The 14,390-nt window shown below is 66.6% G+C and carries 13 protein-coding genes; all 13 read right to left on the reverse strand.

Going from position 1 to position 14,390, the window contains the following annotated elements:
• Positions 1-14: 14 nt before the first annotated feature.
• Entirely contained in the window at positions 15-3,587 is a 3,573-nt protein-coding gene (gene dnaE / locus EU513_RS01455; protein ID WP_129624061.1) for a DNA polymerase III subunit alpha, read from the reverse strand.
• An 84-nt stretch (positions 3,588-3,671) separates the two neighbouring features.
• Positions 3,672-3,851 (reverse strand): hypothetical protein, encoded by a 180-nt coding sequence (locus EU513_RS01460; protein ID WP_129624062.1) that lies wholly within the window; start codon positions 3,849-3,851, stop codon positions 3,672-3,674.
• A 76-nt stretch (positions 3,852-3,927) separates the two neighbouring features.
• Positions 3,928-4,854 carry an RluA family pseudouridine synthase gene (locus EU513_RS01465; RefSeq protein WP_205744622.1) on the reverse strand — a complete coding sequence of 309 codons (927 nt, stop codon included), beginning with the start codon at positions 4,852-4,854 and terminating at the stop codon, positions 3,928-3,930.
• Positions 4,847-5,377 (reverse strand): signal peptidase II, encoded by a 531-nt coding sequence (gene lspA / locus EU513_RS01470; protein ID WP_240795869.1) that lies wholly within the window; start codon positions 5,375-5,377, stop codon positions 4,847-4,849. Before lspA ends, EU513_RS01465 begins: the two co-directional genes overlap by 8 nt.
• Before the next feature lie 23 nt (positions 5,378-5,400).
• A complete protein-coding gene (locus EU513_RS01475; RefSeq protein WP_240795870.1) occupies positions 5,401-6,537 on the reverse strand; it encodes a TraR/DksA C4-type zinc finger protein in 1,137 nt (378 codons plus the stop codon).
• A gap of 170 nt (positions 6,538-6,707) precedes the next feature.
• A complete protein-coding gene (locus tag EU513_RS01480; RefSeq protein ID WP_129624065.1) occupies positions 6,708-7,790 on the reverse strand; it encodes a DivIVA domain-containing protein in 1,083 nt (360 codons plus the stop codon).
• Between the two features lie 84 nt (positions 7,791-7,874).
• Positions 7,875-8,153 (reverse strand): YggT family protein, encoded by a 279-nt coding sequence (locus tag EU513_RS01485; RefSeq protein ID WP_129624066.1) that lies wholly within the window; start codon positions 8,151-8,153, stop codon positions 7,875-7,877.
• 55 nt (positions 8,154-8,208) lie between these two features.
• Positions 8,209-8,718 (reverse strand): cell division protein SepF, encoded by a 510-nt coding sequence (locus tag EU513_RS01490; RefSeq protein WP_129624067.1) that lies wholly within the window; start codon positions 8,716-8,718, stop codon positions 8,209-8,211.
• Positions 8,719-8,866: 148 nt separating this feature from the next.
• Complete coding sequence (locus EU513_RS01495; RefSeq protein WP_129624068.1) at positions 8,867-9,568, reverse strand: YggS family pyridoxal phosphate-dependent enzyme; 702 nt, start codon at positions 9,566-9,568, stop codon at positions 8,867-8,869.
• On the reverse strand, positions 9,565-10,296 hold the full coding sequence (gene pgeF, locus EU513_RS01500) for a peptidoglycan editing factor PgeF (RefSeq protein ID WP_129624069.1): 732 nt from the start codon (positions 10,294-10,296) through the stop codon (positions 9,565-9,567). Before pgeF ends, EU513_RS01495 begins: the two co-directional genes overlap by 4 nt.
• A gap of 9 nt (positions 10,297-10,305) precedes the next feature.
• Positions 10,306-11,724, reverse strand: coding sequence for a cell division protein FtsZ (gene ftsZ, locus EU513_RS01505; protein ID WP_129624070.1), 1,419 nt, complete (start codon positions 11,722-11,724; stop codon positions 10,306-10,308).
• A 116-nt stretch (positions 11,725-11,840) separates the two neighbouring features.
• A complete protein-coding gene (gene murC / locus EU513_RS01510) occupies positions 11,841-13,289 on the reverse strand; it encodes a UDP-N-acetylmuramate--L-alanine ligase (protein WP_129624071.1) in 1,449 nt (482 codons plus the stop codon).
• Positions 13,286-14,386 carry an undecaprenyldiphospho-muramoylpentapeptide beta-N-acetylglucosaminyltransferase gene (murG, locus tag EU513_RS01515; protein WP_129624072.1) on the reverse strand — a complete coding sequence of 367 codons (1,101 nt, stop codon included), beginning with the start codon at positions 14,384-14,386 and terminating at the stop codon, positions 13,286-13,288. The genes murC and murG overlap by 4 nt, the downstream gene beginning before the upstream one ends.
• Positions 14,387-14,390 lie beyond the last annotated feature (4 nt).

Consider the following 14,390-nt stretch of genomic DNA (forward strand, 5'->3'; position numbering starts at 1 on the left):
TTTCGGTTGCTGTCTCAGGCTGTCAGGCAGGTCGGGCCGAGCAGCGCCTTCAGATCGCCGAAGAGTGCGGGCGACGCCGCGACCTTCAGCTTCTCGTCGAGTTTCACCGTGACCTGACGTCCGGGCTGGACGAGGCGGATGTGCACCTCGGTGCCGCCCGGGTGTTCGGCCAGCACGCCCTTGAGCTTCAGCGCCAGACCGTTGTTGGCCCGGGCGAGCGGCATGGTCAGCACGATGGGCCCGCGCAGGTCGCCCTTGAGTTCGGGGATGGTCATCTCCTGGGCGTTGAGACTGATCGAGTCGTCGCGCGACATCACCTGCGCCCGGATCACACACACGGTGTCGGTGTTGAGCATGGTCGAGACCGTCATGTACGTCTTGGCGAAGAACAACACCTCGACCGAACCCTCGAGGTCCTCGACCTCGGCGATGGCCCACAACTCACCCTTCTTGTTGCGCTTCAGGGTGAGGCTGGTGACGAGTCCGGCGATCGTCACCTGGGAACGATCCTTGGGCGGGTCTTCGCCGAGCAGCCGCGAGATCGGGGTGTCGGCGTGCTGGGCGAGCACGTGTTCGATTCCGAAGAGCGGGTGGTCGGACACGTAGAGGCCGAGCATGTCGCGCTCGAACGCCAGCAGTGTCTGCTTGTCCCACTCGATGTCGGGGATCGGCGGCAGCGCCGCGAAGGTGACCGCGTCGTCGTCCCCGAAGCCGCCGAACAGGCTGTCCTGGCCGTGGGCCTCGTTGCGCTTCTCCTCCACCAGCGAGTCGACATACGTCTCGTGCACGTGCACCAGACCTTGGCGCTTGTGCTGCAGGTCGTCGAAAGCCCCTGCCTTGATGAGGGATTCGATGGTGCGTTTGTTGCACACCACCGCCGGCACCTTGCGCAGGAAGTCCTCGAAGGAGGTGAAGCGTCCCTTCTCCTGCCGCGCCTGCACGATGCCGTCGACGACGTTGCCGCCGACATTGCGTACAGCGGCCAGACCGAAACGGATGTCCTCGCCGACAGCGGTGAAGTCGTCGATCGACTCGTTGACATCGGGCGGCAACACCTTGATGCCGAGCTTGCGCGTGTCGGCGAGGTAGATCGCCATCTTGTCCTTGGAGTCCTCGACGGACGTCAGCAGCGCCGCGGCGTACTCGGCCGGGTAGTTCGCCTTCAGGTAGGCGGTCCAGCAGGACACGAGTGCGTACCCGGCGGCGTGCGACTTGTTGAAGGCGTAGCCCGCGAACGGGAGCATGACGTCCCACAACGCCTGGGTGGCTTCCTTGGAGTAGCCGTTGGCGGTCATTCCGGCGGAGAAGTTGTCCCACTCCTTCGCCAGCACCTCGGGCTTCTTCTTACCCATGGCACGACGCAACAGGTCTGCACCACCGAGGGTGTACCCGGCCAGCTCCCGGGCGATCGCCATGATCTGCTCCTGGTAGATGAGCAGGTGGTAGGTCTCACCCAGGATCGGGTCGAGCGCGTCCTTCAGCTCGGGGTGGATCGCGGCGATCGGCTTGCGACCGTTCTTGCGGTCGGCGTAATCGGTGTGCGCGTTCGCTGCCATCGGTCCCGGCCGGTACAGCGCGAGCACAGCGGTGATGTCCTCGAACCCGGTCGGCGCCATCTGACGCAGCAGCGTCCGCATCCCGCCGCCGTCGAGCTGGAACACACCGAGCGTGTCACCACGACCGAGCAACTCGTAGGTCTTCGGGTCGTCCAGCGGGATCGTCTCGGTGCTGATCTGCTCGCCACGGTTGGCCTCGATGTTCTTCAGCGCCTGGTCGATGATGCCGAGGTTGCGCAGCCCCAGGAAGTCCATCTTGACCAGGCCCATGTCCTCGCACTGAGGGTAGGAGAACCCGGTGATGATCGTGCCGTCCTTGTCGCGGCGATGCATCGGGATCAGGTCGAGCAACGGCTCGGACGACAGGATGACGGCGGCCGCGTGCACACCGGTGCCACGGATCTTGCCCTCGAGGCCGCGCGCGGTCTCGAAGATCTTCTTCACCTCCGGCTGGGCCTCGATCATCGATCGGAAGTCGACGCCCTCGTTGTAGCGCGGGTGGTCCTTGTCGTAGGTCGAGGCCAGCGGAACGCCCTTGCCCTGGACGTCGGGCGGCATCGCCTTGGAGATCTGGTCGCCGAGGCTGAACGGGAAACCGAGGATTCGGTTCGCGTCCTTGATGGCGGCCTTGGCCTTGATGGTGGAGAAGGTGTTGACCTGCGCTGTGTAGGCGGCGCCGTACTTCTCGGTGACGTAGCGAACCATCTTGTCGCGCTGGCGGTCGTCGAAGTCGAGGTCGACGTCGGGTGGGCTGATGCGCTCGGGGTTGAGGAATCGCTCGAACAGCAGGCCGTGTTCGAGCGGGTCGAGCTCGATGATGCGGGTCAGGTAGGCGACCAGCGAACCGGCGGCAGAACCACGACCCGGGCCGAGCGGGATGCCGTTGTCCCGCGCGTACTTGCAGATGTCGGCGACCACGAGGAAGTAGGAGCTGAAGCCCATCGGCTCGATGACCGACATCTCGGTCTCGATGCGCTCCCAGACGCCGTCGGGCACCTGGTCGCCGTACCGCTCGGTGACGCCGATCTTGATCTGTTCGCGCAGGTACTGCGACTGGGTCTGCTCGGCGGGGACGTCGGGGAACTGCGGCATCCGGTCGATGTGCTTGAAGACGTCTTCGTAACTCTCGATCTGTTCGGCGATGCGCAACGTGTTGTCGCACGCCTGCGGCAGCTCCCGGAACAGTTCACGCATTTCGTCGGCCGACTTGATGTAGTAACCCGACCCGTTGAACTTGAACCGGCTGGGGTCATCCTTGTTGCGGCCGACGCCGACACACAGCAGGTCGTCGTGGCTGTCGGCCTGGTCTTCGGTGACGTAGTGGGAGTCGTTGGTGGCCAGCAGCGGCAGGTCGAGACGCTTGGCGACCCGCAACAGGTTCTCGCGGACCTGGCGCTCGATGTCGACGCCGTGGTCCATCAGCTCGAGGTAGAAGTTCTCCTTGCCGAAGATGTCCTGCAGTTCGGCCGCCGCCGCACAGGCCTCCTCGAACTGCCCCAAGCGAAGCCGGGTCTGAACCGCGCCGGAGGGGCAGCCGGTGGTGGCGATGATGCCCTCGGAGCGCGCCGCCATGATCTCGTTGTCCATGCGCGGCTTGCCGTAGAAACCCTCGAAGCTGGCCAGCGAGCTCAGCGCGAACAGGTTGCGCAGACCCGTCGCGTTCTTGGCCCACATCGTCATGTGCAGGTAACGACCGCCACCGGAGATGTCCTTGCCACCCTCGCCGTCGACGTTGTTGTCGCGCTGACCGCTGGTGGCCCAGAACTCCTGCTTGCGGTTGCGCCGGTCGGACGGCGCGACATACGCCTCGATGCCGATGATCGGCTTCACGTCGGGGAAATCCTTGGCCGCGCCCTGGAAGTCGTAGGCGCCGAACATGTTGCCGTGATCGCTCATGGCGACGGCCGGCATGCCGAGGCGATCGACCTCCGCCAGCAGCGGTTTCACCTGCGCAGCACCGTCGAGCATCGAGTACTCGGTGTGCACGTGGAGGTGGACGAAATCGCTGCGGGTGTGGCTCTGGCTGGACATCGCGACGAGTCTAAGTCCGACCTGCGACAGCCGCCTCCTCAGCGCGCACGGTGGGACGAATGAGGCCTGTGTTATGTCCCCCGGTCAGGAGCGGTCCTCTTCGATGTGCTCAGCAATGGCGCGGTGAACGACGGCGACGAATGACAGGAACAAGCACCCGACCAGTAGCGAGCCGGCGAGGGTCAGCAGGTCCGAAACCGGTTGTCCGAGGGCGAACTGCATGACCCCGAAGCCACCGACGAGGACGGCAGAGATGAGTGCCACGACGCAGAGCAGTCGTGAAATCTTTTACGACAGGCGTTCGTTGGATGCGGTCGCACGTGACGCTCGGCGTCCGAGGTCAGCCACGAGCAACCTCGAGCGCGTGCTGCAGGTCCGCAGGGTACGGACTCTCGAAAGTCACCCACTCCCCTGAACCCGGGTGCTCGAAGCCGAGCTTCACCGCGTGCAACCACTGGCGGTCGAGGCCGAGCTTCTTGGCCACGGTGGGGTCGGACCCGTAGAGCGGATCGCCGACGCAGGGGTGGTGCAGCGCGGAGAAGTGCACCCGGATCTGATGGGTGCGGCCGGTCTCCAGGTGGATTTCGAGCAGCGACATCGATCGGAAGGCCTCGAGCAGTTCATAGTGGGTCACGCTCTCGCGACCCGACTGCATCACCGCGAACTTGTAGTCGTGATTGGGGTGGCGACCGATCGGAGCCTCGATCGTGCCGACGACAGGGTCCGGAAGTCCTTGCACGAGAGCGTGATACGTCTTGTCGACGGTCCGGTCACGGAACGCCTGCTTGAGCACCGTGTAGGCCCGCTCCGACTTGGCGACGACCATCAGACCGGACGTGCCGACGTCGAGGCGCTGGACGATGCCCTGCCGCTCCGGAGCACCCGAGGTGGAGATGCGGTAACCGGCCCCGGCCAGTCCGCTCACGACGTCCGGACCGTCCCAACCGACACTCGGATGGGCCGCGACCCCCGCGGGTTTGTCGACGACGACGATCTCGCTGTCGTCGTGGATGATGCGCAGGTTGTCGATCTTCTGGGGCTTGACCTGTGGGGTGCGGTCGACCTGCGCGGGGATGTCGACTTCGAGCCACTGACCGGCACTCACACGGTCGGACTTGGCGACCGGACGATGGTCGAGGGTCACCGCACCTGAGGTGACCAGTTCGACCGCACGGGTCCGGGAAAGACCGAGCATCCGAGCCATTGCGGCGTCGACGCGTTCGCCTTCGAGACCTTCGGGAATCGACAGCGCTTTGAGTTCACTCATCGTCGGACACCTGCCTGCTGTGGGCCGGCGCATCCTCGGTCACTTTGGTGCCGTCGAGACCGATGCCGCGGATCGACAGCAACGCGATCAGACAGGCGGCGGTGACGACGCAGATGTCGGCGACATTGAAGATCGGCCAGTTCGGCAGTTCGAGGAAGTCGACGACATGCCCTTTGCCGAAGCCGGGCTCACGGAAGAAACGGTCGGTCAGGTTGCCGAGCGCCCCGCCGATCAGCAGACCCAGACCGAGCGCCCAGACCCGACTGCGCAGCTTGCGTGCCGAGTAGATGGTGAACGCGATGACGACGCACGCGATGATCGTCAACACCCAGGTCGCGTTCGTGCCGATGGAGAACGCCGCGCCCGGGTTGAACGTCAGCCGCAGCTGCACCAGCGTCCCGATCAACTCTCGTGGCTGCCCGGGTTCGAGGGCCGCCAGGGCCCACTCCTTGGTGCCCTGGTCGAGGGCGAACCCGGTCGCAGCGACCACTGCGAGCAGGCCGACGGACCCTCGACGGGTCACGCGGGATCTACGGACGGATGGACTCAGCGGCGTTCCTGCTTCTGTTTGCATTGCAGGCACAGTGTCGCACGCGGGAAGGCCTGCAGCCGAAGCTTGCCGATCGGCTTGCCGCAGCTTTCGCACTGACCGTAGGTGCCGTCATCGGTGCGGGCCAGCGCGCGCGCCGCCTGCTCCATCGACGCACGGTTGGTCTGGGCGAGCGAGTACTCGTACTCCCGCTCGAGGGCTTTGCTGCCGACGTCGGCCTGGTCGTCACCCGCCCCTACATTGCCGTCGTCGAGGAGACCGGCGATGTCGGCTTCGATCGACTTCAGCTCGTGCTCGAAGTGGTTGATCTCGTCGGTGAGTTCCTTGCGCACGTCGGCGATCTCGTCTGCGGTCCACGGCGATTCGTCCTCGCGGACGACGAGATCGGCAGCCGCCTTCGCGGAGCTCTTCTTCGCCGGGGGCACCGGCACCGGCGCGGCCTGTGCCTCGATGGCGGTCTTGACCGGAGCCTTGGACGCGGCCTTCTTCGTCGGCGCGCTCTTGGCCGCGGTGGCCTTCGTCGGCGCAGCCTTCTCGGTGGTCGCGGCCTTCGCCGTCGCCTTCTTGGCGGGCGTCGTCTTGGCAGCTGCCTCGGTGGTTGCCGCCGTCGTGGACGACGCCTTGTGTGCTGCAGCCTTCGCCGGGGCGCTCTTCGTCGCCTTCTTGGCCGCGCTCGCCGAGGTCTTTGCGGGTGCCTTCTTCACAGTGGTCTTCTTGGCGGTGGTCTTCTTGGCGGTGGTCGTCTTCGCAGCGGTCTTCTTGGCGGTGCTCTTCGCAGCTGCTTTCGCCGGTGCAGCCTTGGTCGTGCTTTTCGCTGCCGACGCGGCGGACCCGGCCGCCGTCGTCTTCTTCGCGGTGGTCTGTGCCGTGGTCGCCTTCTTGGCAGGAGCCGAATTCTTGGCAGCACTCTTTGCCGGAGCCGTCTTCGCGGCCGACTTCTTGGCAGTGGTCTTCTTCGCCGCGGGGACAGCCTTCTTGGTCGGTGCTTCCTCGGTGCCGTTCGAGGCCGCACGACCGCGACCGACCCCCGCCGCGCGCCCGACGACTCCGCCCGCACTGCGAAGGAGCGACCCGACGCGTGAACCCTGCTGCTTGTCTGACGCCGCCATGCCGGCCTTTCGTGAGTGGGTCACCCACCGGCGACCGAGACATCCGCCACACCGACGGATTGCCCGAGAATATGCGAATCACTCGCAGGTTTGGGGCCGAAACGCCAGAACATTGCGGGAATCCGGCTGGTACTGAACGCAACAGGCAGCCACTCCGACGCGGAGTGGCTGCCCGTCGACGGACGGAGGACCAATCAGCCCTGTTTGTCGCCCTTGACGTCGTCGAGGCCGACGGTCTTGAGCTGGTCGAGCTGACCCTCGATGTAGCCGCGCAGCTTGCTGCGGTAGTCGCTCTCGAACCCACGCAGCGATTCAATCTTCGCGTTCAGACCGTCGCGCTGTGAACCGAGATCGGTCAGCACTGAAGTGCGCTCGTCGGTCGCGGTCTTGATCAGGTCGTCGTGACGGGTCTGACCGGTGTTGATCAGTTCGTCATGGCGTGCCTGGCCGGTCTTGATCAGGTCGTCGTGCTTGGCCTGACCCGCGGAGACCAGTTCGTCGTGCTTGGCCTGACCGGTGGAGATGAACTCGTCGTACTTGCGCTGACCGGTCTTGATCAGGTCATCGCGCTTGGCGTTGGCCTCGCCGACCACCTTGTCGTGGTGGTTCTTGGCGTCGCTGATGAGCTTGTCGCGCGTGGTCTCGCCCTCGCGCACGTGCTCGTCGTGCAGCTTCTGCGCCAGCGCGATGACGCCGGCGGCTCCACCCGCTGCGCCACCGGCGAAACCGTGAGCGCCACCGTCGGGCTGCTGCGGTGCGGCAGCGGCGGCAGGCGCCTGAGCGGCGCGGTCCTTGGCGTCCTTCAGCTCCTGCTCGGCCTGCGTGACCTGTGCCCGCAACTCCTGCAGCTTCTTCTGCTCGGCCTGGGTGTCGCGCTGCGCCTCGGCGAGCTGTTCCCGAGCGGTCTTCAGACGGCCCTCGACATCCTTGAGCTCACGCTCGGCGCCGGCGACCTTCGCCGCCGCTGCCTGCGAGTCCTGCGAAGGAGCGGATGAGGCCGGGGTGACGACCGGAGTCGCCTGCGTCGGCGCATCGGTGGACGCGGCCGGGACCGACGTCGCGGAATCGCTCTTACCGAGATTCGCCGGGCGACCGGAGGAACGACGGCAGTCGGCCAATTGGGCTGCGAGGTCTTCGTTCTCGGCGTTCAGCCGGCGCAACTCGACGACGATCTCGTCGAGGAAGTCGTCCACCTGAATCTCGTCATAGCCGCTCTTACCGAAGCCCTTCGGCTTGGTGAATTCCTTCTTGACTACGTCCTCAGGCGTCAACGCCATGTGGTCACCTCTTGGGGCCCATCAGGTCGATACGTGCGCACGCGGGACGGCACGACGAACCGACGATCGAAATTACGTCGCCGGTCAGCTTATGACACCGAGCAGCAAACTCACACTCAGCATGAGGACCAGGAACGCGAGGTCGAGCCGCACCTGCCCCAGACGCAGCGGCGGAATGACCTTGCGCAACGCCTTGAGCGGCGGGTCGGTCAGGGTGTAGACGCCCTCGGCGACCACCAGCACCGGACCCTTGGGACGCCACTCACGGGCGAAGACCTGGATCCAGTCGAACACCAGCCGAGCCAGCAGGACGATGAAATACAGGTACAGGATCGTCGCGAGTACGGATCTCAGCTGTTCCACTTACCACTCCAGACGATTGCGGCGAGCCCCGGACAAGGCCCGCCGCGTCATCATCTCAGCTCTGGTTGAACAGACCGCGCGAGGCCTTGGCGTCGCTGCCCGTGGTGGCCACCTCGACGCCCGACGGCGACAGCAGGAAGACCTTCGCCGTCACGCGCTCGATGGTGCCGTGCAGACCGAAGACCAGACCGGCGGCGAAGTCGACCAAGCGCTTGGCGTCGGTGTCGTCCATGTCGGAGAGGTTCATGATGACCGGGATTCCGTTACGGAAGCTTTCGCCGATCTCCTTCGCCTCGTTGTAGGTGCGCGGGTGGATCGCGTTGATACGGCTCATGTCGCCTGCCTTGGGGTGCGCCGCGACCGCAGCGATGTTCTTACGCAAAGGAGTGACCGCAGCAGGCTGCGTCTCGACCTCGGGCTCGTGCTCGACGTCGAAACCCGAGTCGGAGTAGTCGTCGTAGCCGTCGTGGTATTCGGGGCCGTACTCGTCGTATTCGTCCTTGTAGCGACGGTCTTCCTCGGCGAGTCCGAGGTACGCCATGGTCTTGCGCAGTGCGCCTGCCATCAGATGCTCCTTGAAGCGGTGAGCCGCTGGGTCGTCCGGTGTGGTCGCGGCTGACGCTACCGGCGCGGCGCACCGATGCCGTGGATTACCTACTGCGACACGCGGACACGACTTCGCATGCGCCCGGCGCAGGCCCCGGCCGGGCAGGTCAGAGGCTCGGGCGTGGCCCGAGAATCGCGCTGCCGACCCGGACGTGTGTCGCGCCGTGCTCGATCGCGGCTTCGAGGTCACCGCTCATACCCGCGGAGATGCAGTCTGCCCCCGGGTGCACCGCCTGCACCGCGCCGGCGAGTTCAGCGAGCCGGGCAAATGCATCTCCGGCGTCGCCGCCGCGGGGCGCGACGGCCATGACCCCACGCAGGGTCAGGCGGTCGGCATCGGCGACCGACTGCGCCAGATCGAGCAGATCGTCGGCCAGGACTCCCCCGCGTCCGGGGTCGGTGCCATCGAGGTCGACCTGCAACATGACGTCCACATCGCGTTCGTGGCGGGCTGCGCCCTTGGCCAGCGCGTTCACGATCTTCGCGCGGTCGACCGACTGGACGACGTCGGCATACGCCGACACGTGGCCGGCCTTGTTCGACTGCAACTGCCCGACGAAATGGACGCGCACGCCTTCACGTTCCGCAGCCGGCAGGTCGGCCAGCTTCTGCGAGGCCTCCTGATCCTTGTTCTCACCGATGTGCTGAACGCCCAGATCGATCAATCGACGGACGTCGTCGACCGGGAAGTACTTGGTGATGACGACGAGGTCCACCTCGCCCGGGTCGCGACCGACCGACCGTGCGGCACCGGCGATGCGCCGCTGCACCGTCGTCAGGTTGTCGCGGAGTTCCGCCGAGCGGCTCATGCGGCGTTCCTGCGCAGCGCGACCACGCCGGCAAAGCGGCCGGCTCCGTGGTCACGGCGGTGGGAGAACAGATTCTGCTCCTCACGGGTGCACCCTGGCACCCAGTCGAGGGGCACCCCCAGATCGTGCAACTGCGAGACCACGCCGCCGGCGACATCGATCGCGGCGGTGCCCGACCAACTCACCGCATGACTCGCCGGGAACTGCTGCGCTGCAACGCTTCTCATCTCGTCCGGCACTTCGTAGCAACGCCCGCACACCGACGGTCCGACGACGGCGCGCAGGTCGGCGGCGCCGAGCGAACGCATCTTCTGCACGGTGTTCGGGACGACTCCCGCAACCATGCCCGGCCGCCCGGCGTGCACCGCCGCGACAAGCGGGCGATCGGTGGCGTACAGCAACACCGGGGTGCAGTCGGCCACGAGCACGACGAGCGCTTGGTCGAAGTCGGCCCCGATCTGGGCGTCTGCGCTCGGCGCGGGGTCGCACGGCAGCACCGCAACATCCGCGCCGTGAACCTGCGCCATGAAGTTCAGGGCGGACGCCGGTAGCTCGAGGGCGTCGGCCACTCGAGCGCGATTGGTCGCCACGGCGTCCGCGTCGTCACCGACGTGTCCTGCGAGGTTCAGCGAACTCCATCCGCCGGTGCTCACGCCGCCGGCGACATCAGTGAACGCGAGGTCGACGAACCAGTCGCCGACCTCGCGTCGTTCACGCCACCAGAACAATGGCGGTGATCACTTCAGGAAGTCGGGAACGTCCAGGTCGTCGTCACCGTCGTCGAACGTCACCTCACGCGGCGGGCGCGAGGTAGAGGACTGCTGGACGTGACCGGGCTGCTGGCGACCCTGACCATCCGGGCCCTGCCCTCCACCCTGCTGACCCGACTGCTGACCCGACTGCTGACCGTCACGCTGCTGGCCCGAGTTGGCTCCGCCCTGCTGACCCTGCTGGCCACCCTGGCCGAGCTGGGGACGCTGCCCGCCCTGCTGCGCGCCGCCGGACTGCTGGCCCGCCGGGATCGCGCCGGCCGCCTCGGCCGGCGACTGCACCCGCTGACCACCCTGCTGGCCCGACTGCTGGCCCGACTGCTGGCCCGACTGCTGCGCGTTCTGCTGCCCGCCCTGCTGGCTCACCTGTCCCGGAGCCTGCCGCTGCGGCGAACCCTGGATCTGACCGAGCGCACGGTCGTCGGTGCGCTTCTGAGGAGCACCACCGTCGAAGCCGGCCGCGATGACGGTGACGCGCACCTCGTCGCCGAGGGCGTCGTCGATGACCGCACCGAAGATGATGTTGGCCTCCGGGTGAGCGGCTTCCTGCACCAGGCGTGCCGCCTCGTTGATCTCGAACAGACCCAGGTCGCTACCACCCTGGACCGACAGCAGCACGCCCTGCGCGCCGTCGATGCTGGCTTCGAGCAGCGGGCTGGAGATCGCGAACTCGGCGGCCTGGACCGCACGGTCCTCGCCGCGGGCCGAACCGATTCCCATGAGCGCGGAGCCCGCGCCCTGCATGACCGACTTCACGTCGGCGAAGTCGAGGTTGATCAGACCCGGGGTCGTGATCAGGTCGGTGATGCCCTGGACACCGGACAGCAACACCTGGTCGGCGCTGCGGAAGGCGTCGAGCATCGATACGTTGCGGTCGCTGATCGACAGCAGTCGGTCGTTCGGGATGACGATGAGGGTGTCGACCTCGTCACGCAGCGCGTTGATGCCGAGATCGGCCTGACCCGCTCGGCGGCGTCCTTCGAAGGTGAACGGGCGGGTGACCACACCGATGGTGAGCGCGCCGAGGTTCTTGGCGATCTTCGCGACGACCGGTGCACCACCGGTACCGGTGCCACCACCTTCGCCTGCGGTCACGAAGACCATGTCGGCACCCTTGAGGACCTCTTCGATCTCTTCCTGGTGGTCCTCGGCGGCCTTGCGACCGACCTCGGGGTCGGCGCCCGCGCCGAGCCCACGGGTCAGCTCACGACCGACCTCGAGCTTCACGTCGGCGTCGCACATGAGCAATGCCTGCGCGTCGGTGTTGATCGCGATGAACTCGACGCCCTTGAGCCCCTGTTCGATCATCCGGTTCACGGCGTTCACCCCGCCGCCGCCGATGCCGACGACCTTGATGACTGCGAGGTAATTCTGCGGAGATGCCACGAACGTTGGCCTTCCTGTCGAGATCTATGGTCTTCAGTCGATGGGCGACGTCATGCCACGGGTAACCCAAGGTACTTGCGCCGCATGTTACGCGTTCTCCTGGCCCGCCGCGACTGTCAAGTTCGACTTGACGTTGACTCGGCCAGGCGCTCCAGGATCTGCGGTCCGAGGGCGGTGACGTCGCCGGCACCCACCGTGAGGACGAGGTCGCCCGGACGCGCCGTGGTGACGACGAGGTCGACCGTCTCCTGAGCCGAGTGCGTCCGGGTACAGGGACGACGCATGGCCTGGGCGATCAGATCACTCGTCACACCCTCGACCGGCTGCTCGCGAGCCCCGTAGATGTTCATCAGCAGCACGACGTCAGCACCGTCGAGCGCCTCGGCCATACCGATCGCCTGGTCGCGAGTACGGCTGTACAGGTGCGGCTGGAAGACGACGATCAGCCGGCCGTCGCCACGCAGATGCCGACCGGTGCGCACGGCCGCCGCGAGCTTTCCCTGGTTGTGGGCGTAGTCGTCGACGACGCGGATGCCGCCGACCTCACCCTTGAGTTCGCACCGGCGCGACGTGCCCCGGAACGCCGCCACCGAAGCGACCGCATCAACCGGGTCGACACCGAACCCGTACACCAACGCAGCGACCACGCCGGCGGCGTTCTCCAGGTTGTGACAACCCGGAACGTTGAGTTGAAGGTTATGCGCGTTTCCCGCTGTATCCCACAGAAGGCAGCCGGCCGACCAACCCTGCTCCGCGAGCTTCTCGATCCGGACGTCCGCGCCCTCCTGCGTGCCGTAGGTGAGCACCGTTCGTCCGTGGTCCCGGGCCCAGCGAGCAAGATCCGCGCTGCCCGGATCGTCTGCACAGCACACGATGAGGCCGTCCGGATCCGTGGTGAGGGCGAAGGCGCGGTACGCCTCGACCAGCCGCTCAGTGGTGCCGTAGAAGTCGAGGTGGTCGTCCTTGACGCTGGTGATGATCGCGACGCGCGGGTGGTAGACGACGAACGATCCGTCGCTCTCATCGGCCTCGACGACGAACTCCTGCCCTGCTCCGACTCCTGAATTCGCTCCGACACCGAGAACCTCGGCACCGATCGCGAACGACGGGTCACGCCCGAGGTCGCGCAGCGCTGCCGTGGCGATACCGGACGTGCTGGTCTTGCCGTTCGCCCCTGCGACGGCCAACGCGGACCGAGTCTCGAGCACCAACGCCAGACCCTGCGAACGGTGCAACACCGGCAGGCCGCGTCGACGGACCTCGGACAGTTCGGGGTTGTCCTCCTTGATCGCGGACGACACCACGACCAGCGTTCCGTCGGGCAACGCAGCAGCCGTGGCGGCCTCGTAGCCGATGGTGATCCCGATTCCTTCGGCCGCGAGTTTGTCCAGCACCGGCACCTCGGCATTGTCCGAGCCGCTGACCTCCAACCCGCGAGCACGCATCAGCCGCGCGACTCCGGACATGCCCGAGCCGCCGACGGCGATGAAATGTACGCGGTGAACCTTCTCGAGTGCCGGGAGCGGCGCGTTGAAGTCGAATCGCTCGTTGACGCCGTTGCTCACCTGTTCTCCTCCACCGACTCGGCGATCGAACGCTCGGCGAGGTCGACCAACGCGTCCGCGGCGCCGGCGTGCTGCTGTTCCCGCATGGCCGCACTCATGATCGAGAGCCGATCGGCGTCCGTGACGAGTCCGACCAGTTCGCTCTCGACCCACGAGCGGGTGAAATCGTCGTTGTCGATGAGCAGCGCTCCCCCGGCGGCGACGGTGTCGGCGGCATTCAGCTTCTGCTCACCGTTGCCGATCGGCAACGGGACGTACACCGACGGCAGTCCCACCGCGCTCGTCTCGCAGACCATTCCCGCACCGGACCTGGTGACGACCAGGTCGGCGGCTGCGTAACACAGGTCCATCCGGTCGGCATATTCGAGCACGGTGTACGGCGCCTTCGCCTCCGCGGCGTCGAAGCCTTTGCCACGTCCCGTGAGGTGAAGAACCTGGACGCCGGCTTCGGCGAGCGCGTCGCGCGCACCCCACACGGCTTCGTTCAACGAGAGGGCACCCAGCGATCCGCCGGTGACCAACAGTGTCGGCCGTTCGGCGTCCAGCCCGAACGTCTCACGAGCCTGACCTCGCAGTGCCGAGCGATCGAGTTCGGTGATCTCCCGTCGCAGCGGCAGTCCGATGACCTCGGCGCCGGGCAACGGCGTGCTGGAGAAGGTGGTGGCGACGTACGGCGTCATCCGGGCACCGAGCTTGTTGGCCAAGCCCGGACGGGCGTTCTGCTCATGGATGACGAAGGGCGTCCTGCGTCCGCGGGCAGCAAGATAGGCCGGCGTGCTGACGTGTCCGCCGAAACCGATGACCACCTGGGCGTCGCGTTCGTCGAGCAGATTGCGGGTGCGCTTGACGGCCTTGTGGAAGCTACCCGGGAAACGGACGGCAGCACCGTTCGGACGACGAGGGAACGCGACCTTCGGGATGAGGGTCAGGTCGTAGCCGCGCGCGGGCACGAGGTCTTCTTCCAGCCCACCTTCGCTGCCGAGCACTGAAATCTCGACCTGTGGGTGGCGGGCACGCAGCGCGTCCGCGGTGGCCAGCAGGGGCGACACATGGCCGGCGGTTCCACCGCCGGCCAGGACTACTCGTTCGATCGTCATGGGA

The sequence above is a fragment of the Yimella sp. RIT 621 genome (assembly GCF_004146205.1).
Classification (GTDB): Bacteria; Actinomycetota; Actinomycetes; order Actinomycetales; family Dermatophilaceae; genus Yimella; species Yimella lutea.

What these genes read in the sequence shown, in the direction of transcription:
- dnaE (WP_129624061.1), bottom strand. Translation starts at nt 3,587, where the DNA reads ATGTCCAGCCAGAGCCACACCCGCAGCGATTTCGTCCACCTCCACGTG.
- EU513_RS01465 (WP_205744622.1), bottom strand. Translation starts at nt 4,854, where the DNA reads ATGAGTGAACTCAAAGCGCTGTCGATTCCCGAAGGTCTCGAAGGCGAA.
- EU513_RS01480 (WP_129624065.1), bottom strand. Translation starts at nt 7,790, where the DNA reads ATGGCGTTGACGCCTGAGGACGTAGTCAAGAAGGAATTCACCAAGCCG.
- EU513_RS01490 (WP_129624067.1), bottom strand. Translation starts at nt 8,718, where the DNA reads ATGGCAGGCGCACTGCGCAAGACCATGGCGTACCTCGGACTCGCCGAG.
- EU513_RS01495 (WP_129624068.1), bottom strand. Translation starts at nt 9,568, where the DNA reads ATGAGCCGCTCGGCGGAACTCCGCGACAACCTGACGACGGTGCAGCGG.
- murG (WP_129624072.1), bottom strand. Translation starts at nt 14,386, where the DNA reads ATGACGATCGAACGAGTAGTCCTGGCCGGCGGTGGAACCGCCGGCCAT.